17 protein-coding genes are annotated in these 20,553 nt (G+C 45.9%); 8 read left to right on the top strand and 9 right to left on the bottom strand.

What is annotated here, in order from left to right; all coding sequences use genetic code 11:
- The first annotated feature begins 50 nt into the window (after nucleotides 1-50).
- The 4 genes from NCI00_RS07835 to NCI00_RS07820 all read left to right on the top strand — a co-directional run bounded on the left by NCI00_RS07835 (nucleotide 51) and on the right by NCI00_RS07820 (nucleotide 3,178).
- Complete coding sequence (locus NCI00_RS07835; protein ID WP_253526534.1) at nucleotides 51-746, top strand: tetratricopeptide repeat protein; 696 nt, start codon at nucleotides 51-53, stop codon at nucleotides 744-746.
- Nucleotides 747-791: 45 nt separating this feature from the next.
- Complete coding sequence (locus tag NCI00_RS07830) at nucleotides 792-1,733, top strand: phosphoribosylaminoimidazolesuccinocarboxamide synthase (RefSeq protein WP_253526533.1); 942 nt, start codon at nucleotides 792-794, stop codon at nucleotides 1,731-1,733.
- A 96-nt stretch (nucleotides 1,734-1,829) separates the two neighbouring features.
- Nucleotides 1,830-2,258, top strand: coding sequence for an STAS domain-containing protein (locus NCI00_RS07825; RefSeq protein ID WP_253526531.1), 429 nt, complete (start codon nucleotides 1,830-1,832; stop codon nucleotides 2,256-2,258).
- Nucleotides 2,258-3,178, top strand: a complete 921-nt coding sequence (locus NCI00_RS07820; RefSeq protein WP_253526529.1) for a ribonuclease Z — start codon at nucleotides 2,258-2,260, stop codon at nucleotides 3,176-3,178. Before NCI00_RS07825 ends, NCI00_RS07820 begins: the two co-directional genes overlap by 1 nt.
- 279 nt (nucleotides 3,179-3,457) lie before the next feature.
- On the opposite strand, the gene NCI00_RS07815 is transcribed toward NCI00_RS07820, so the two are convergent.
- From NCI00_RS07815 to bla, 5 genes are all read right to left on the bottom strand, one after another.
- A complete protein-coding gene (locus NCI00_RS07815) occupies nucleotides 3,458-3,979 on the bottom strand; it encodes a CHRD domain-containing protein (protein WP_253526527.1) in 522 nt (173 codons plus the stop codon).
- A gap of 255 nt (nucleotides 3,980-4,234) precedes the next feature.
- Nucleotides 4,235-4,828 carry a hypothetical protein gene (locus tag NCI00_RS07810; RefSeq protein WP_253526525.1) on the bottom strand — a complete coding sequence of 198 codons (594 nt, stop codon included), beginning with the start codon at nucleotides 4,826-4,828 and terminating at the stop codon, nucleotides 4,235-4,237.
- 197 nt (nucleotides 4,829-5,025) lie between these two features.
- The gene (locus NCI00_RS07805; protein ID WP_253526524.1) at nucleotides 5,026-6,561 is read right to left on the bottom strand and encodes a glutamate synthase subunit beta; all 1,536 of its coding nucleotides are present in this window, start codon (nucleotides 6,559-6,561) and stop codon (nucleotides 5,026-5,028) included.
- Nucleotides 6,562-6,725: 164 nt separating this feature from the next.
- On the bottom strand, nucleotides 6,726-11,306 hold the full coding sequence (gene gltB, locus NCI00_RS07800; RefSeq protein ID WP_253526523.1) for a glutamate synthase large subunit: 4,581 nt from the start codon (nucleotides 11,304-11,306) through the stop codon (nucleotides 6,726-6,728).
- A 322-nt stretch (nucleotides 11,307-11,628) separates the two neighbouring features.
- Nucleotides 11,629-12,354, bottom strand: coding sequence for a subclass B1 metallo-beta-lactamase (gene bla / locus NCI00_RS07795; protein ID WP_253526522.1), 726 nt, complete (start codon nucleotides 12,352-12,354; stop codon nucleotides 11,629-11,631).
- Between the two features lie 149 nt (nucleotides 12,355-12,503).
- Here bla and purL point away from each other — a divergent pair, with 149 nt between their 5' ends.
- The 3 genes from purL (at nucleotide 12,504) to NCI00_RS07780 (ending at nucleotide 16,740) form a co-directional block, all read left to right on the top strand.
- Complete coding sequence (gene purL, locus NCI00_RS07790) at nucleotides 12,504-14,750, top strand: phosphoribosylformylglycinamidine synthase subunit PurL (protein ID WP_253526521.1); 2,247 nt, start codon at nucleotides 12,504-12,506, stop codon at nucleotides 14,748-14,750.
- A 1,009-nt stretch (nucleotides 14,751-15,759) separates the two neighbouring features.
- Complete coding sequence (locus tag NCI00_RS07785; RefSeq protein WP_253526519.1) at nucleotides 15,760-15,981, top strand: helix-turn-helix transcriptional regulator; 222 nt, start codon at nucleotides 15,760-15,762, stop codon at nucleotides 15,979-15,981.
- Between the two features lie 144 nt (nucleotides 15,982-16,125).
- The gene (locus NCI00_RS07780) at nucleotides 16,126-16,740 is read left to right on the top strand and encodes a hypothetical protein (RefSeq protein WP_253526517.1); all 615 of its coding nucleotides are present in this window, start codon (nucleotides 16,126-16,128) and stop codon (nucleotides 16,738-16,740) included.
- Nucleotides 16,741-16,783: 43 nt separating this feature from the next.
- On the opposite strand, the gene rpe is transcribed toward NCI00_RS07780, so the two are convergent.
- The 4 genes from rpe to NCI00_RS07760 all read right to left on the bottom strand — a co-directional run bounded on the left by rpe (nucleotide 16,784) and on the right by NCI00_RS07760 (nucleotide 19,502).
- Nucleotides 16,784-17,440 carry a ribulose-phosphate 3-epimerase gene (rpe, locus tag NCI00_RS07775; RefSeq protein WP_253526515.1) on the bottom strand — a complete coding sequence of 219 codons (657 nt, stop codon included), beginning with the start codon at nucleotides 17,438-17,440 and terminating at the stop codon, nucleotides 16,784-16,786.
- 63 nt (nucleotides 17,441-17,503) lie between these two features.
- Complete coding sequence (locus NCI00_RS07770) at nucleotides 17,504-18,355, bottom strand: methylated-DNA--[protein]-cysteine S-methyltransferase (RefSeq protein ID WP_253526512.1); 852 nt, start codon at nucleotides 18,353-18,355, stop codon at nucleotides 17,504-17,506.
- Between the two features lie 93 nt (nucleotides 18,356-18,448).
- Nucleotides 18,449-18,865 (bottom strand): hypothetical protein, encoded by a 417-nt coding sequence (locus tag NCI00_RS07765; RefSeq protein WP_253526509.1) that lies wholly within the window; start codon nucleotides 18,863-18,865, stop codon nucleotides 18,449-18,451.
- Between the two features lie 73 nt (nucleotides 18,866-18,938).
- Complete coding sequence (locus tag NCI00_RS07760) at nucleotides 18,939-19,502, bottom strand: NUDIX hydrolase (protein ID WP_253526506.1); 564 nt, start codon at nucleotides 19,500-19,502, stop codon at nucleotides 18,939-18,941.
- Nucleotides 19,503-19,616: 114 nt separating this feature from the next.
- On the opposite strand from NCI00_RS07760, the gene NCI00_RS07755 reads away from it, so the two are divergent.
- A complete protein-coding gene (locus NCI00_RS07755) occupies nucleotides 19,617-20,495 on the top strand; it encodes a DUF2911 domain-containing protein (RefSeq protein ID WP_253526503.1) in 879 nt (292 codons plus the stop codon).
- Nucleotides 20,496-20,553: the final 58 nt, after the last annotated feature.

Raw genomic sequence — 20,553 nt, 5'->3', positions numbered from 1 at the left:
AAACGTGTATCTTTGCAGCGCTGTTCACAAAAGGCCATAACTATACGACTTTGCTGCCATCGGTTTTGATATATATTCTTCTCTGGATTTGGGATAACCGGTCGTTTGATACCATCTCGCGAAGCAATCGTGCCAAATTGGAAGCCCGAGAAGCCTACATGGAAGCTGATTTTAAGAAAGCAATGGAGGCGTATCGAAATGTGTCGAGCAATTCGCTGTTTACTGAACCATCGGCGCGGTTTAATTTAGCGCATTCGTATTTTCAATTAAAACAGTTGCAAAATGCGCGTCGCTATTATAAACGATTAACGCAAGTCGATGATGCATGGTTGGCATCGCGGGCTTATTCCCAATTGGGAGTCATTGAGGCCATTGAAAAAGATACCGTGGAAGCGCTACGGTATTTTAAAGAAGGGATGCGCAAAAATCCTGAGAATCAGATTGCGCGTTTTAATTACGAATTTTTAAAAAAACGATACAGCGGTAAAGTTGAAGCTGAGCCGCTGAAACCCAACGTTCAGAAAAAAGAGCAGACGGCGCAGACGCCGCCTCCGCCTAACGTAGGGCAGGAGGTCTTGAAAACGGAAGAAAAAAAGGATTTGCTGACGCAGTTGCAAAACATGAAAATGAGCGAAGCGCAGGCAATGATGATATTGGACGCCCTCAAAGCCTCCGAAATTCAATATTTACAACAACAAAAACACCGTTCCCGCAAGCCTAACGACAACAGCAAAGGGAAATGGTAACCGCAGACAAACGAATTTATCCATCAAAAAAGTAACTATTCAACGGTGCAAACACTTACCCAAACCAATTTTAACTTTCCTGGCCAAACGAGTTTTTACCGTGGCAAGGTCCGCGATGTGTACAGTTTCGAAAAGGTAGTGGCCATGGTTGCCAGTGACCGAATCTCAGCCTTTGATGTGATTTTGCCGCGGGCTATTCCGTTTAAAGGTCAGGTGCTCAACCAAATAGCCGCCCATTTTCTAGCCGCAACCGCTGATATAGTGCCCAATTGGTTGCTTGAAGTGCCCGACCCGAACGTAAGTATTGGGAAAAAGTGTGAAACCTATCCCGTCGAAATGGTGGTACGCGGCTACTTGGCGGGCCACGCCGCGCGTGAATACAAAGCGGGTAAGCGCAGCGTTTGCGGGGTGACTTTGCCTGAAGGATTAAAAGAAAACGACAAACTGCCTACGCCCATCATTACCCCCACTACCAAAGCCCACGAAGGCCACGATGAGGATATTTCGCGCGAGCAGATTTTGGCCCGTGGGATTGTGTCAGAAGCGGAATATAGCCAATTGGAGCAATACGCTTTGGCGCTTTTTGCACGAGGCACCCAAATGGCTGCCCAGCAGGGGTTGATTCTGGTGGATACCAAGTACGAATTTGGCCACGACGAAGGGAAAATTTACCTGATTGACGAAATCCATACGCCCGATTCTTCACGGTATTTCTATGCGGATGTTTACGACGAAAACCAGCGCAATGGGCTGCCACAGAAGCAATTATCAAAAGAGTTTGTGAGAGAGTGGCTGATTGCAAACGGTTTTCAGGGAAAAGAAGGACAAATTATTCCTGAGATGTCGGATGAATGGGTGGAACAAATCTCGGCACGTTACATCGAATTGTTTGAGAAAGTAACTGGAAAAACCTTTATAAAAGCCAATACGGAAGATATTTTGGGCAGAATTGAAGAAAATGTGCTCCGTTCATTAACTTCGCACTAATATTTAGAATTCGTTGATTGTTAAGCGTTAATTATTACCTGCGTTTCTGAACCGCCTAATCATTAGCTTTTAACCATTGACCTTTAGACCACATCTATGAACCACCTGATTCAAAAACATGAGCAATATGCTCTCATCAGCGTCAAAGAAAATGACTTTGGGGGAGAATTTGCCACTGATTTAGAGACCATTTCCCGCGATTTGTTTCGGGAAGGATTTCACAACTTGATTGTTGACTTTACGCCAACCAATACCATTGACTCAGCAGGTATCAGTATCCTGAAAAAAATCAATATGCTTTGCTCACGTGAGCTTGGGCTGATGGTCTTGGTATCTGACAACGATGACTTTGTTGATCAATTGATTGACGGTAAAATTCGTGACGTTACCATTTTGCCAACCGTTGAAGAAGGGATTGACGCGGTTTTTATGAATGATTTGGAAAATGAATTCGGCGCTGAAAGCGACGACTTCGACGATGAAGATTTCGGCGAAGATGGCTTTACTAAGAGTGAACAACCCTGATGCATTTTTCGGTGATGATTTTGGGGGCGGGGTCGGCCAAGCCCGTAGCAAATAAATACCCCTCGGCGCAGTTGCTCACGTACGATAACGAATGTTTTCTGATTGACTGCGGCGAGGGCACGCAATACCGCCTGCTCGAACATAAAATTCGGCCCGGGCGACTGCGGGGTGTATTTATTAGCCACCTCCACGGCGACCATTATTTTGGACTCATTGGCCTGCTCTCCAGCCTCAATTTGGGTGGACGTACCGAGGAGTTTTTCTTGGTGGGGCCGCGTGGTTTGGATGAAATTATCACCATGCACTTCAAATACTCCCAAACCCCCCTGCATTTCCCGATTATTTATACCATTACAGATACAGAGTCGAGTTATCAGGTATTTGAAAATCAGAATTTTACGGTAACTACCATTCCCCTTGATCACCGTATTCCCTGCGCGGGGTATCTTTTTCGGGAAAAACCCCAAAAGCGTAAACTCATCAAAGAAAAATTGTTTGATGATATGCCCCATGAGTATCTTCGAAAATTAAAAAACGGCGAAGACGTGGTAGATGAGGCGGGTAATGTGCTTTTTAAGTGTCTCGAATTTACGACTCCCGCGCCTCCTCCCCGGAGCTATGCTTACTGTTCAGACACCCGCTATAATGAAAGCATCATTGAAGTAATTCAGGGCGCGGATTTGCTCTACCACGAAGCCACGTTTCGGGATGAATTGGAGCAGCAAGCTTTTGAACGTTACCATGCAACGGCCAAGCAAGCGGGAATCATCGCGGCCAAAAGTCACGTTAAAAAATTATTGATTGGCCATTTTTCGTCCCGTTATAAGGAGTTTAGCGGGTTTCTGGAAGATGCACAATCCGTTTTTCAGGCTACTGAAATTGCCGAGGAAGGAAAAGTATTTGCGATTGAGCATTCCTGATGACGCGTGTATTCGGTTTCTCAAAACCGAAAGAATAACGTGTGTGTTCGGTTTCTCAAAACCGAATGAAAAATGTAGATTTTTACAATGTAGGTACTCTGATAGCCTATTTTTTTCTTTGTAAATATTACTTCAACAGGACCAAGACCCTTGCTAAGAACTACCTGATTTATGAGTCTGGTGGAAAGGTCGGGACAATTTGCTCAGGAACGATTCTGTCTGATTTTCAGCATTAACCGTGTTGGATATTAATCCCGACCCACCTAGAACAGCAACTAATTAGCGTACTTGGCCTCTGATTTCTCCCCCTGGAAATTCGTCGGAGTGAACATTAACATACACCCCCTGATTTTCCATCGCATTAATTAAATCGGACAAGGGTTTACCTAACAAAGCACCCTTCAGTGAAGCACCTGTGATGGTGCCTTCTGCAATAACGCCCTGCGGACTGGGTTCGGTGCGACCTACCAAATCGACAACAACACCTCCATTGGCTCCCTTGGCGGCTAAATGCAGATGGCCGAATCGAACAGACTTGATGTTGGCTACAATGAGTTTGTAGGTTAAGGCGGTACCATCTTTGCTCAATTTAAACATGGCCTGCCCAGTGGCATTCGTGACGACGGGAACAGGTACTTCCTCGTCTCCCGTGAGGTGGGCCGTAAAGTTGCCGTTGGCCTTTCTAGCACCAGCCTCTCGGTTGTTACTCGCCCCCGGAATTGATTCGATAGACTCTTTTTGACAGCCGTTCAACATTAGCCCAATGGCCAATAGAGCGCAAATACCAATTGAATTTTTCATGAGAAAATGGATTAAGGTTTAGTTACTCATTAGTAAGTAACGACTACCTAACTTTCCGTTCTTCTATAATGTTTTGATGGGAAGCACTTTAAAATCAAAAAAAAACTCCAAAAAAGCATAAATTTTGGAATGTAGATTTGCCTTAAAAATTAGCAATATCAGACTTACAGCAAAGGGATTTTACTGACAAAAGTCGTTTGAACGTGGTATTTTGGAAGGCGGTCTCCAAACGGAAAACTATATTGAGGATTAGCCTTACTTTACCCTCAATACATGCAGCCGATGGCGATTCCCCACGCGATAGGTTGGGAAACTAAGTTGTTTACATAGAATGCCTAAGGAAGCAATGCCACCCCCAATCAGGGCTGATTCTGGGGTAAATTGAAGCCCGAATTCTAGGCCGCCTCGATAAATAAAGGTGTCGCTGATTAAAAAAATCCCACCCGCTACGGGCAGCATATACGCTCCCTGCGTGACCCACGGAATTCGACGATAAATCTTGATTTTTCGAACATCCCTCAGTTTAACTTCGGTATGAATATGCTCATTGAGGATTTCGTTAAATTGGGTAAACGTAAAAGAACTGTCAGAAACGGATGTAATATTCTCCCTGATTTTTTTTCGTTGTCCTTTAATTTTAAAGAGAAGTTCGTCACCCGCGTAGAAACGATGGCGCTTGATTTTCCCCATTCCATATACATCCAGCACCAAATATCGCCCCTCTGTTTGGAGGTAGGTTTGGTAGCGGGGATTTTGTTTTAAAAACAACTCTCTGTCGCTCAGGATTTCCTGCGCGTACGAAGCCCAAAATGTAGTAGAAAGAAAAAGCAATAAGTAGAGAGAACGCATATCCTACGGCTATTTTGAATAGAACGTAAAAGAAATACTTTTCTTGCAAAGTGGAGAATTCAAGGCTTAACGAAATAGTCTAAAAATCAGGAAGAGGTTGAAAATGAGGCAAAACCGTTAGATAATTTTGATAAAAAATCATAAAAAAAAGCCCTGCATTTGGCAGGGCTTAACTAAAAGAAAGACGTTTTTATGCTTTATGCATGGGCAAAAGCAGGATTGAACATCCCGATTTCCTTGGCTTCCAACAGGGACTCACCCATCAGGAATTCATCCACTTTACGGGCGGCTTCGCGTCCTTCTGAGATGGCCCATACCACCAAAGATTGTCCACGGCGACAGTCGCCAGCGGCAAATACTTTTTCAACCGAAGTTGCGTAGCTATTTTCGGCCGCTTTGATGTTTTTGCGAATATCGGTTTCGACGCCAAACTGCTCCAAAAGGCTTTGCTGAGGATGCACAAAACCAGCGGCAATCAAGGCTAAGTCGCACGGAATCAGGCGCTCATTTTCGGTAATGGGTGCTTTGCGGCCATCTTCAAGGGTACGCTCACCCGTAATGTCGGCAATGCGCAGATGCGTTAGCTTCTCACCGTCGCCCACAAATTCTTGTACGGCAATGGCCCAAAAACGCTCACATCCTTCTTCATGCGACGTAGAAGTACGTTTGGTCAAAGGCCACAGCGGCCAAGGGGTTTTTTCGTCCCGAACTTTATAAAACGGTTCGTTTTTATCGTCGTATTTAGGGGCGGGCATTACTTCTACCTGTGTGATGGTCGCCGCTTTATGGCGGTTGGAAGTGCCCACGCAGTCAGAACCAGTATCTCCACCACCAATGACCACCACGTGTTTGTCGGTGGCCAAAAGTTCACCGTTGCCGTATTTTTCACCCCGGTGGTCTACCACGCGCTCAATATTGGAAACCCGCTTGTTTTGCTGACTCAAAAATTCCATGGCGGGATGAACCCCTTTGCCGAGGTACGCCTGCCAACCTGGAATCGTGATGGAGCGCGGCTCGGTTGAGCCGATAGCCAGTACAATAGCGTCAAAGTCGCGCATCAATTCTTCTGACTTAACCGTTACGCCCACGTGTTCGTTGGTTTTGAAAGTTACACCTTCGGCTTCCATTACCGCCACCCGGCGCGCTACCACGGTTTTTTCCAATTTAAAATCAGGAATGCCGTAGCGGAGGAGTCCGCCGATTTGGTCGGCGCGTTCAAAAACGGTTACCCAATGACCTGCGTAATTCAACTGCGCTGCTGCGGCCAACCCCGCAGGGCCAGAACCGATAACGGCTACGTGTTTGCCTGTCCGCTTTGATGGAATACGGGGTTTAACGTAGCCTTTTTCGTAGGCAGTTTCGATGATTGATTTTTCAATAAATTCAATGGCCACGGGTGGCTTGTTGATGCCCAATACGCAGGATGCTTCGCAAGGGGCGGGGCAAATGCGTCCCGTAAATTCGGGGAAGTTGTTGGTGCTGCTCAAAATTTGGTAAGCATATTCCCAGTTGCCTTCGTAGACGGCATCGTTAAATTCAGGAATAATGTTACCCAAAGGACAACCGTTGTGGCAAAACGGAATCCCGCAATCCATGCAACGGGCAGCCTGCTGTTTTGATTGCGTTTCGTTGCCGATAGGCTCAATTTCTTTGTAATCGGTGCGGCGCACTTCGACGTCGCGTTTTTTTGGCAACTCACGGCCAAATTCTATGAATCCGGTGGGCTTTCCCATTTTTTTAAATCAGTAAGCGGTTCGCCGCTGCGATGAGTGAGTGAGTAATGGAACGAATAGCTTTGTTCAGTCCTTTATTCGTTCATCAATGTATCTTTTGACCAGCCTTTTTACAAAGACCTTACAGGCTTTCGCCTGCAAGGTCCTACTTATTAAGGGATGGGTTAATTGTGCGCTACGTCCACGACGATGTCTTGGTACACTACGTTTTTGTCGGCCAATTGTTGTGACAGACTGATGTTGCGACTTGCCAAGGCTTTCTTGAAATCGCCAGGCATTACTTTCACAAACTGACCGATGTAGGTATCCCAATCCTGCAACATCATAAAGGCGACGTTACTGGTCGTGTATTGGAAGTGTTTTTCTACGAATTCTCTGATAATCAGGTGGTCTTCTTCCGTAAGTTCTTCCAAATTCACCATTTCACGGTTCACTTTGGGGGCAAAATCACCTTTTTTGTCCCATACATACGCTACTCCTCCCGACATACCAGCGGCGAAGTTGCGGCCTACTTCTCCCAAAATCAGGGCTAATCCACCCGTCATGTATTCCAGACCGTGGTCGCCAACACCTTCTACCACTACTTTGGCACCCGAGTTGCGGACGCAGAAACGCTCACCGGCTGTTCCGCGAATAAACGCTTCTCCCGCCGTGGCACCGTAGAAGGCTACGTTACCGATGATGATGTTTTCTTCGGGTTTGAAGGTTGCTTCACGGTCGGGATAAACGATGAGTTCAGCCCCGCAAAGTCCTTTTCCGAAGTAGTCATTGGCGTCTCCTTCGAGTTCGAGACGAATACCAGTTGTGTTGAAAGCTCCGAAACTTTGGCCAGCGGTTCCTCTAAATTTAAAGTGAATGGTGCCTTTTGGTAAACCTACGCCGCCAAATACTTTCGAGATTTCGTTGGAAAGCATATTGCCCACCGAGCGATTCAGGTTATTGATTGCGTACTCACCATAGACTTCTTCCGAACGTTGAAGGGCTGGTTGAGCGGCTTCAATCAATTTCCAGTCGATGACATCGGCAATACCGTGATCTTGTTCTTCTTGTTTAAACTGAGCGACATCGAGGCTGACGGGCTCTTTGAACAACATGGCACTGTAATCCAGCGCTTTGTATTTCCAATGTTTGATGTCGTCGCGCATTTCGAGGTACTGCACCTGACCTACCATTTCATTGATGGTCCGGAAGCCCAACTGCGCCATGATTTCACGCAATTCTTCGGCCATGTACGTAAACATATTGACTACGTATTCTGGCTTACCCGTAAACAACGCCCGCAGCTCTTTGCGCTGAGTGGCAACGCCGACGGGGCAGGTATTCAGGTGGCATTTACGCATCATGATACAACCCGCCGTAACGAGGGCGGCCGTGGCTACACCCCATTCTTCAGCTCCTAGCAGCGCGGCAATCGCCAAGTCGCGTCCGGTACGCATCTGACCGTCGGCCTGAATGGTAACGCGTCCGCGCAATTTATTTTTAACGAGGGTTTGGTGGGTTTCGGCTAAGCCAAGCTCCCAAGGCAAACCAGCGTGACGAATTGAACTTAAAGGCGAAGCGCCTGTTCCACCGTCGTGACCCGCAATCAAAATATGGTCGGCGTGGGCTTTGGCTACTCCCGTGGCTACCGTTCCTACCCCTGCTTCTGATACCAGTTTTACGCTGATACGGGCGGCACGGTTGGCATTTTTAAGGTCGTAAATCAACTGGGCCAAATCCTCAATCGAATAAATATCGTGGTGAGGTGGCGGTGAAATCAAACCAACACCCGGTGTGGAGTGACGAGTACGTCCAATCCAGTCATCCACTTTATGGCCGGGCAACTGACCGCCTTCTCCGGGCTTAGCACCTTGGGCCATTTTAATTTGGAGTTCCTGCGCATTGCTTAAATAATGGCTCGTTACGCCAAAACGTCCCGAAGCGACCTGCTTGATGGCCGACGACATGAAGTCTCCGTTGGGAAGAGGCTTATAGCGAAGTTCGTCTTCACCACCTTCTCCCGAGTTTGACTTGCCGCCGATGCGGTTCATTGCAATGGCCAACGTGGTATGCGCCTCCCACGAAATAGAACCAAATGACATGGCTCCCGTAGCAAAGCGTTTAAAAATATTTTCGACCGATTCTACCTCTTCTAATGGAATTGATTTCCCTTTTCTGAATCGCATCAACCCACGCAGCGTGAGCGCTTTTTGGGTTTGGTCGTCAATGAGTTTTGAGAATTTCTTGAAAATCTGGTAACCTTCTTCGCCTCCTTTACGGGTCGATTGTTGTAGCAGGTGAATCGTTTGCGGATTGAAAATGTGGGCCTCTCCGCGTTGTTTCCATTGGTAAAAACCACCCACTTCCAATCGTGGATTGACAACTGGGGTTTCGGGATAGGCTACTTTGTGCCGGACGATTACTTCCCGCGCAATTTCGTCGATGCCCATTCCGCTGATGCGTGAAATGGTTCCCGTAAAATATTTGTCAATAACGTCCTTATTTAAGCCTAAACACTCAAAAATCTGCGCTCCTTGGTACGACTGAAGCGTTGAGATTCCCATTTTAGAGAAGATTTTCAGCAACTCTTTGTTAATGGCTTTGATGTAGTTGGCGCTTAATTTTTCATGGGTAAACTCGCCGTTAATCATGCCGTGGCGGTTCATGTAAGACAGCGTTTGGAAAGCCATGTATGGACAAACCCCCGAAGCGCCGTACCCGATGAGGGTAGCTACGTGGTGGGTTTCAAACACATCGCCAGCTTCCACTAAAATGCCAACCTTACCGCGTAAGCCTTTGCGAATCAGGTGGTGGTGAATGGCAGAAGTGGCCAAAAGCGATGGAATAGGGGCGTGGTCGGAGTCGATGGCGCGGTCGGAAAGAACCAAAATTTCAAAACCGTCTTCAATGGCATCTTCGGCGTAGCGGCAGATGCGCTCCAAGGCACGGGTAAGCCCTTTGCCTCCATCAACCGATGAAAAATAGGTGTTGATGGTTTTGGCTTGGAAATGGGCTTTGTCTACCCAACGAAGTTTATCAAATTCTTCAATGGTCAATACCGGCTGATCCAGCTCAATCTGACGACAGTGAAGGGGCGATTCGGTGAGTAAATTTTCGGTTGCACCTACAAACGAAATCAATGACATAATCGACCGCTCCCGGATAGAATCGATAGGAGGGTTGGTGACCTGGGCAAAAAGTTGTTTGAAATAATTCGTCAGGTGTTGGCTTTGCTCCGACAATACGGCCAAAGGCACATCCACCCCCATTGAACCAATGGCCTCATAACCCGTTTCGGCCATGGGCCCTAGAACCATCCGTAGGTCTTCTGACGAAAAGCCGAATGCGATTTGACGTTTCAGCAACGATTTGTCATCATAAGGCGTAAACGGACGAGGCGACGGCTCTAAGTCCGAGAGTTTGATTTTATTTTCGTCCAGCCATTGTTGATACGGCTGACGCGAGCAAATATCAGCTTTCAATTCGTCGTCGGGAATGATGCGGCCCTGTTCCATGTCGACCACAAACATTTTACCCGATTGCAAACGGCCTTTTGATACCACCTTGGCGGGATCTACGTCCAATACCCCAGCTTCCGAGGCCATGATGACCGTGTCGTCGTCCAAAACCCAATAACGGGAAGGACGCAGACCGTTACGGTCGAGGGTAGCACCGATGATTTTACCGTCGGTAAATGAAATCGACGCGGGGCCGTCCCAAGGCTCCTGAATGGCAGCGTGGTATTCGTAAAAAGCACGACGCTCAGGGTCCATGGCTTCGTTGCCGTCCCAAGCTTCGGGTACTACCATCATCATTACGTGCGGCAGTGAGCGCCCTGATAAGTACAGAAGCTCAATCGCGTTGTCAAGGTTGGACGTATCAGAGTTGGTAATGTCGCAGATAGGCAGCAACATATCCATTTCTTCTTTCGTAAATTTATCCGACCAGAATGACTTCTCTCCCGCACGAATCCAGTTTACGTTTCCGCGTACGGTGTTAATTTCGCCGTTGTGGGCAACGTAACGGAACGGCTGGGCTAGTTTCCAAGAAGGGAACGTGTTGGTAGAAAAACGCGAGTGAATGATGGCAAATGCCGAAACAACCGATTCGCTGTGTAAGTCGGGGAAATAATATTTTAACTGTCCCGTCGTCAATTGTCCTTTATAGGAAATGGTACGGCAGGAGAGGGAAGAAAAGTAAAAGTGAGCTTTTGAACCCACCACCGAGTCATAAATAAGACGGGTGGCGTACTGGCGAAACACAAACAGTTTGCGCTCAAAACCAAGTTCATCGGTGACCGAATCGGGGCGTTTGATAAACAATTGTTCAACCTGAGGCTCCACCGAAAGTGAACCTTCTCCTAAGGTATCATTGAGCGTTGGAACACGGCGGTAGCCAAGGAGTTCCATGCCCAATTTCTTCAACTTACGGTTGAGAATGTCGCGGCATTCTTCACGCAGTTTTTGATCTTTAGGGAAGAAAATCATCCCAACGCCATATTCACCAGCGGAGGGAAGGGTAATGTTTAGCTTGGCGCATTCCTCCACGAAAAACTCGTGAGGGAGCTGAATGAGAATTCCCGCACCGTCTCCGGTATTAGGGTCACAGCCACAGGCACCGCGGTGGTCCATGCGTTCAAGCATGGTGATAGCATCAGCTACCATTTGGTGCGACTTACGACCTTTCATGTTGGCGCGGAAACCGATACCGCAAGCGTCGTGTTCAAACTCGGGGCGATATAACCCCAGTTGGGCAGGCTCTGACATGGTTTTGTAGTGTATTGGGGTTGGGTGAATGGCCTTTGTGCGTTAGATTACACTTGGGCTTTAACAAAATCGGCACTCTGTTTTTTGAATAATCACACGCAATTTACACAAAAAATTATTTGGTACAACAACGTTTTTGCCGAATAATGTAGATGTTATTGTGCGATATTAAGAATATATTAAATAATCTTGAAATTTTACAATTTGGTAAAGCAATCAAAATAAGATTTACAAAATTTTAAATAAATGAACGAATTGTTGATTGTTTGTCTAAAAAAAGGTAAAAATATTGAAAAATAAGCAAATATAAAAAGCTAAGACCTCATTTGTTTTGGTTTTTGTCGACCAACTCAATTGTTCGGGAAAAGGAACTCAAATTGTCCCATTTTTCATGGCCAGGAATCACAAATGTAATATCGGGGAATTTTTTTCGCACATTGTCTACCGATTGGCGCCACGTTTTGAGGTTGGCGTCGGCAATGTTTCCGATTCCCATGGCTACATAGCTCTTAATCAGACACCCACCGACCAGTACTTTTGAATCGGGAAAATAGACTACAATGTTATCATCGGTATGTCCCGCACCTGGAAAATAGGTTTGAACCGTGGTGGTTCCTACCCGGAAGGTCGTGTCCTGCGGCAAGATACCTTCGGGGGCTGGAAGTCCCTGCGCGACTGTTTTCTGAGCAGTGAGCGGAGTGCCGATAATCTTAATGCCCCGTTGCTGAAAGGCTTTCACCCCTCCGATTCTGTCTTCGTGGGCGTGAGTCACGATACAAAGCACCACTTTTTGTTTAAGTTTTTGCTCTATTTGCGCCAGCAGCAATTCCGTCTGTTCCAAACCCCAGCCCGTATCCACGAGGATAATTCCTGCCGATGTACTGACGATTAACCCGTTAGAAGGAAATGGAGTGTTTTGGTACACTTGATACGTAGTATGTACATAATGGTTGGAAACCAACGGCGTGATTTCAACAGGAGGCAGTTGACAAAAGCCCTGAAAATGAACGAAAAGAGGAATAAAAAGGAGTAAAAATGGGTTTTTCATACGGCGGAGAATAGATAAATGTAGGGTAAAGATACAAAATAGTTGAGCCTCTGCCTTCAAAATCCTACCTTTGCACCGTGATTACTCGGCAATAGAGTAAAATCAACTAATCACCAGTCACCAACCACTAATCACAACCCCCCCCACTCGTGGAACACGTCGAACAACTTCCTACCGTTGAAACTGCCAAGAAATTGGGTATTCTTCCCGAAGAATTTGAACAAATTAAACAGATACTGGGCCGTACGCCTAATTTTACCGAATTGAGTATTTTTTCGGTCATGTGGTCTGAGCACTGCTCGTACAAGAACTCTATCGTTTGGCTCAAAACCCTGCCGCGTGATTCTGACCGGATGTTGGCGAAAGCGGGCGAAGAAAACGCGGGTTTGGTCGATATTGGCGACGGATTGGCCTGTAGTTTTAAAATAGAATCTCACAATCACCCGTCGGCGTTGGAGCCTTATCAGGGCGCGGCTACGGGCGTAGGCGGTATCAACCGCGATATTTTTACGATGGGCGCGCGTCCCATTGCGCAGCTTAATTCCTTGCGTTTTGGCGACCCTAAATTGGCCAAAACCAAGTGGTTGGTGAAAGGAGTCGTCAAAGGAATTGGTGATTATGGCAATGCTTTCGGTATTCCAACCGTGGGCGGCGAAGTCTTTTTTGACGAATGTTACAATACGAATCCCCTTGTCAACGCTTTCTCGGCGGGTATTGTAGAAGCAGGGAAAGTAGCCAAAGCCATCAGTTATGGCGTGGGCAATCCCGTGTTCATTGTAGGCTCAGCCACGGGCAAAGATGGCATCGGTGGGGCGAGTTTTGCCTCGGAAGACATCAGTGAAAAATCGACCGAAAAACTTCCAGCCGTGCAGGTAGGGGACCCGTTCATGGAAAAACTCCTGCTCGAAGCCACGCTCGAAATCATCGAAACGGGCTACGTGGTCGGGATTCAGGACATGGGCGCGGCGGGAATCATCTGCTCAACCTCAGAAATGAGTGCCAAAGGCGAGCACGGAATGATCATTGACCTCGACAAAGTACCTACGCGCCAAACCAACATGAAAGGCTGGGAAATCCTGCTTTCAGAATCGCAGGAGCGGATGCTTGTGGTGGTGGAAAAAGGAAAAGAAGACGATATAAAACGCATTTTTGATAAATGGGATTTGCACTGCGCCCAAATCGGTGAAGTGGTGGAAGGCGGCAGCTTGCATTTTTTCCAACATGGTGAATTGATTGCCGACGTGCCTGCCCACGATTTAGTATTGGGCGGCGGTGCTCCGCAGTACCGTCGTGAATACCGCGAGCCCGCTTATTATCAGGAATTTAAGAAATTTGACATCAATCAGGTCAGTGACGTAAAAGAAGAAGAGATTGGTAAAGTAGCCAAACACCTTTTGTCGCACCCCAACATCGCCTCCAAAAAATGGGTATATGAGCAATATGACTCTACCGTTGGCACGGCCAACCGCACCACCAACCGCCCGTCGGACGCAGGGGTAGTGCGGATTCGGGATGTGAAACGCCCTCATTATCAGAAATCTATCGCCATGACGGTGGATTGCAACGCCCGTTATGTAAACGCCGACCCGTTCATTGGCGCGCAGATTGCCGTGGCCGAAGCCGCGCGTAATTTGGTGTGTACTGGCGCGGAGCCGTTGGCCGTGACCAACAACCTTAACTTTGGAAATCCGTACGTGCCAGAAGTATACTGGCAGTTTGTGAATGCCGTTCAGGGAATGGGCAAGGCCTGTTTAAAATTCAACACGCCAGTAACGGGTGGAAACGTGAGCTTTTACAACCAATCGTCGGACGACGGACCTGTATTCCCCACGCCAACCATCGGTATGATTGGGTTGATTGAAAAACCTGAGAACCAAACTTCGCTTGACTTTAAAAACGAAGGCGATTTGATTTACCTCGTGGGCCAATCTCAAAACGACATTGCTTCTTCGGAATATCTGTACTCATACCGTGGCGTAAAAGCATCGCCCGCCCCTGCATTTGATTTGGACGAAGAATACAGCTTGCAGGTAGCCATCAATCAATTGATTGAAAAACAATTGGTTAAGTCGGTGCATGACGTGTCGGACGGTGGTTTGTTTGTAACCTTGGCCGAATCTGCTTTGCCCAACGGGGTAGGATTTGATGTAGCCACGATGGAAGGTTACCGCAAAGATGCGTTCCTTTTTGGCGAATCACAGAGCCGCGTGGTGGTTAGCGTAAGCCCTGACAAACAGGCTGAATTTCAGAAAGTATTGGGCGCTGAATTGAAAACAGTTCACGCCTTGCTGGGAAAAGTAACCTCGGGTGGATTTGTGGTTGACGGTCAGGAAGTTATTTCGACCGCCGAAGCCAAAGATTTATACGATAACTCATTGGGAAGATTGATGAGTTAATTCATTCTTTTCATATCAAAAAAAACGCCGGCGGGATTCAATTCCTGTCGGCATTTTTTTGTGGGAGAATCGTTTATATATCTATTCAGTACTTGTTTTATTGTAATAAAAATACAACAAAAACGCCATTCTCAGTGTAGCATAGCCATAAATTGACCTCTCCAAATAATTAATTGTTTTTGAATCAATCATTGTCTCACAAACTAATTTAACAATAAAAAGAGTCGTAAAAATAATATCAAGATACCTTAATGTCTTCATATAATTTGAATTAATATTTGGCAGCAAGTGTCTTACTTTTAATTATTTTTCTATCTTTCAAATTAATAAAGAGGCTTGTTTTGATAAATGACAAGTGCTATAATTGATTCATTTTGTCTTTAATTTGCCAAATTATTTTAATTTACAATTTTTTAGCCCACATAAAAATAATTAAGCATAAAGATATAAATATTGGCAACTCTAATAAAAGTCGCTCATTTTTGCTAATTTTCCCGTCTTTCACAGTAAATATAACAGAAAAAGCCACTAAAGAAACCAGACACAAGGCCGATATAGTTAAAATCAAAGAATATGCTTTTATTTTCATGTCTACTAATTAAAGTAATACCAGTAAACGAGTGCTATTACAGAAATTCCCAATACTTTAAAAATCATCTCTTTTTTTCTTTCAGAGCCATTTTGTACAATAAAATTTTTATATGAGACAAATAGTCCTACTATCAGGAGGCATATATATGGCCAAAGAGTATAGATTTTCAAAAAGAAGAGTGTAAACGAAATAAATACTATCAGCAATCCCCAAATGTTTTTCATGTGATTATTTGAATTAATGGTTTTATAAATGTATTTTCTCGTAAAGTGTGTGATTCCTGGATGTTCAAAACACCGCAATAATAAAAAGATAGTAATGTAAATCAATAGATATGTTGATATTTTTTTATCTACTTTATAATGGTATATATTTATATCAGTTAGTCTCAAAATTATATACCAATTACCCTAATAATTGAAAAGAAAGGAATTACAGCACAAAATTGGCCAAAAAGTTGTGTGGCTGCGCATGGCCAAAAACTGGAGTCAAGCAGATTTGGCTCGGGCAACTTCAAAAGACCGACAGAGCATAGAACGCTTGGAAAATGGAAAAGTCAATCCTTCTGTTTATTATTTGCAGGAAGTAGCCAAGGCATTGGAAGTACCTCTGCTAAAAATCTTTGAATGGGATGAGTGATGGGGATTATGGCAACGTCAGAAGGCAAAGATTTAATTGATAATATCGATTTAAAAAAAACGCCGGCAGGATTCAACCCTTGTCGGCGTTTTTTGGGTGAGAATCCAAAAAATGGTTAAATTTGGATAATAAACCGCAAATAAAATGGCAACTGCAACGCAACAAATCCCCGAGAGCCTAATCTATGAAGAGTTTGGCGGCCGAGTGTATTACCGTCGCGGGTACCGTCAGGTAGTATCAGGACTTAAAACAGAAGAAGAAATCATGGGGAGCAGTGTTTTTCAATCGCTTATTATTCAGGCGCTTGTCTTTTATTTAAAAACCATTTTACCCAAAAAACTGTATTGGGTTCCCACCAACGAAGCAGGACTTCACCTCAATCATCGGCAAAACTTGGCGAACGACATTGTTATTGTAGAGAAAAGCACGCTGAAAGACCCATTTTCTGATAAATACAGTGATGTTCCGCCCAAATTTATCGTGGAAGTGGACATAAAAATTGACCCCAAAGAGTACACTGAAGAAGCGGCTACCGGTACCGAAATGGATTATATCTTAGAAAAATCAGGGCAGTTATTGGATTTTGGCGTGGAAGGCATCGTATGGGTGTTGACCAAAGGCCGTCGCATCATCCTGATTAAATCTCACCGCATTGTGGAGGTGTTCCAATGGCACGAAACGGTGCCGCTTTTTGATGACTATTCTTTTTGCCTTCAACGAATTTTGGAAGACGAAGATATTTTGCCGGCTACGGCATAAACAAAAGCGCGAATGATGTTTCACATTCGCGCTTTTGTTTAGCTCACCAAACCTTCTTCAACTCCGCAATGGTCTGTACGGGGTCAGCGGCCGTAAAGACAAAATTTCCTGCTACCAGCGCACGCGCACCGGCGTGGTAGAGCAAGGGGGCGTTGGACTGATTGACGCCTCCATCGATCTCAATGATGGCTTTGCTACCCGATTCGGCAATCATTGCGGCCGTCTGACGCACACGCTCGTAGGTGCGCTCAATGAATTTTTGTCCGCCAAAGCCTGGGTTGACCGACATAATCAGCACCAAGTCCAAATCTGCAATCACATCCTGCAATAGACTAACGGGGGTGTGTGGGTTGAGGGCCACTCCCGCCTTGGCCCCCAAGGATTTGATTTGCTGAATGGTGCGGTGCAGGTGCGGACAGGCTTCGTAATGAACCGTGAGAATATCGGCGCCCGCGTCGCGAAACGCTTCGAGATAACGCTCGGGCTGAACAATCATTAAATGAACGTCTAACGGTTTTTGGGCGTGTTTTTTGATGGCCGCCGTTACGGGCAGACCAAACGAAATATTGGGAACAAAAACCCCGTCCATGATGTCGACGTGAATCCAATCGGCAGCGCTGCGGTTGAGCATTTCTACGTCGCGTTGGAGATTGGCAAAGTCGGCGGCTAAGACGGAAGGGGCAATCAAAGGTGCATTCATGAAATAAAATAACCAGCTAAAAAGTAAGATGAATGAGAAAATCGCTGGCAAAGTTCGCCTTTTTTACGAACTATGGCTCATTTCCCAGCCTAAAATCGCTTTTTTGCGCGTAATTCCCCATCGGTACCCACCGATTCCGCCCACTTTTTGCAGCACGCGATGGCACGGAATCAGGAACCCGATGCGGTTGCTACCAATGGCCGTTCCTACCGCCCGACTTGCCTTGGGCTGACCTATGTGCTGCGCTATTTCGTCGTAACTGACCAATTGACCAAACGGAATCCTAAGCAATGCCTCCCACACCTTGATTTGAAAATTAGTGCCGCGCAGAAGCATCGTCAGAGGCACATCGTTGGAGGGTGTTTGGTAAAAAATTTGGTCGATATAGGGCTGGGTCAAGGCCGTATTTTCAACCCAGTCGGCATTGGCCCAATCCTGACGTATTTTATCCGTTATGGCCTCGGCGGCGTCTTCACTCAAAAATTGTAAATCGGTGATGCCTCGGGCGGTAACCGCAATCAAACAGGCTCCGAAAGGGGTTTCGTGAATGCCATAATGAATCGTCAATCCTGCGCCTTTGGATTTGTATTCGGCGGGGGTCATGGCCTCGTAGGTGACAAACAAATCGTGTAGGCGGCTGGTACTTGAGAGGCCCGTTTCGTAGGTGGCGTGGAGTAGATTGTCAGCGTTGGAAAGACATTCTTTGGCAAATTCTTTGGTCAAAAAACGCATAAAACGCTGGGGACTGGTGCCTGCCCAACGGCTAAAAAGGCGGTTGAAATGAAATTCAGATAAGGCAACGTGGTCGGCAATTTGGCTGAGTGAAGGCTGCTGTTTGAAGTTTTGCCCAATAAACGCAATTGCTTTTTCGACGCGCTGATAGTCAAGTACCTGTTGTTCGTTGATTGTTTCCATGTTTTTTACATTTTACGTCAACAAAGGTACTTGACCCCAACGGGTAGTTCAATCTGATTCTTGCGGAATCTTCCTGAAAATAATCTTCTTTAATTAGCGATTGACAAATTTGGAAGAATCGGTCAATTCGTACCGCACAAAGGGTGCTGTTGTATCTGCTGCGTATTGTTCTGACGAAGCAGACTTTGCCCTCGTACTGGGCGTCTGACGTTTATAATTGGCGGAAGAATTGCCGTTGCTGTTTGCCCGGGTAGGCTTCACCACAAAAGTGATGCCGCCTATTTTCTTTTTGGCCACTTGAATCTGTTTTTGCTCTTTGTAAGATAGGTGGGGTGAAAAAATAAACGGCTCGGCCTGTTGTTGAACCGAAAACTTTATTTTATCCGTTTTGGGGAGGGGTTTGGCATAATTATTACGGTTTTCTTTGGCGGTTTGGGCGCACAAAGTAGACGATAGGAGGAGCAATGCCACGGCCCATCCGCCCCAGCGAAAGGAGTCAAGGTACTTCATGATGTGTTTTATCGATTAATGGAATACAAATACTATTGGAATACAGCTACTAAGGTAAAAAAACTAAGTATATCTAACTATCTTTTTTTAGAAAATCTTGCATTACTGCCATTTTTTTGACCATTCTCAGGATGGAATCAGAATCATTATAGCGTTGAATATCGGGTAACTTAACCCAAGCCAAATCCTTCGATTCGTTGTTGATAAGGAGTGGTTTCTGGCTGTCGGATTGGAATAAAAACCGAATGTCATAATGGTAATGGGCGGGGTCTTTGGCGTTGGCAGGAATGAGGTGCACGTCTACGTCAAATATCTGAGTGCTTAATATTCTGATGTCTTCCAGTCCAGTTTCTTCTTGTGCTTCTTTTAATGCGACCTTTAGAATATCCGATTCGCCGTCGGCGTGCCCTCCGGGTTGAAACCATTTGTCGAGTTTACGGTGGTGCATTAACAGGGCCGAGGTTTGGGTTTCGTCTACAATCCAGGCCGAGCCCGTAACGTGCCCTATTTGTAGCCATCTTTCAAAACAATCGGGGTTTTGTTCCACAAATTGCAGGGTATCGCGCCACATTTTTTGTTCTTTATCATCATAAGGAAAGTGTTGGCGGAGCAGCGTCAAGAGGGCAGTACGTTTCATATTGTTTGGTTAATGTATGAATCTTAATAATAGATAGGGTTGAGGGGTATTGTTACTTTTCTATATCTTCGCGGTCGAAAGTCTACTAATGTATTAACAAAACTGCTAAAAATCATGATGAAATCACTCACACTAACGGCCCTAATTTTTGGAACCGTAGGTGCATTTGCCCAAATTCGTACCCCTCAACCCAGCTCAGCGGCTACCGTGATGCAGACCGTTGGAGTTACTGATATTACCGTAAAATACTCACGCCCAAGCATGAAAGGACGCGAAATTTTTGGTAAATTGATTCCTTACGGTCAGTTTTGGCGGACGGGTGCCAACCAAGCCACCGCCATCGAATTTTCGACGGATGTGATGCTGGAAGGGCAAAATGTTCCTGCTGGCAAGTATTTTTTGTACAGCATTCCCAACGCCGATGCATGGACGGTCATCATCAACAAGTCAGCGGCTACGGCTCCTGAGCAATACAAGCAAGCCGACGACGTGGTGCGCGTAAGCGTAAAGCCCACCCAGGCACCCATGACCGAAACATTTATGATAAGTTTTTCGGACATTACGGACTCAACCGCCGCCCTTGATCTTACGTGGGCCAACGTAAAAGTAAGCCCTAAGCTGTCGGTAAGTACGACTAAAATGGTAGAAACGGCGATTGACAAAGCGGCTGAAGCAAGCGCAAACAACATGAACGCGGGAGCCACTTACTTGTTAGGTAAAGGGCTCAATATGCAAAAAGCGCTTTCGATGATTAATCAGGCCGTGGCCTACAAAGAGACTTTCCGCAACCTGTGGACCAAAGCGCAAATCTTGGCTAAACTAGGAAACTTTGCCGAAGCCGCCCCATTGGCCAAAAAAGCCCTTGAGTTAGGTCAGTCAAGCAACGACCCCTCTTTTGCGTTCTTCAAAGATGCCATTGAAAAAGGCGCTACTGAGTATCTGTCAAAAGTGCCAGTACCAGAAGCGTTGAAGTCAATTAAGAAGAAAAAATAGTTTTCTTAAACTGCCTTAAATTAAAAGCCCCGATGATGAGTCGGGGCTTTTAATTTAA

This window comes from Runella salmonicolor (genome assembly GCF_024158025.1).
GTDB classification, from domain to species: Bacteria; Bacteroidota; Bacteroidia; order Cytophagales; family Spirosomataceae; genus Runella; species Runella salmonicolor.
Note: the sequence above shows the minus strand (reverse complement) of the source record. Positions and strands in the feature narration are given on the sequence as shown.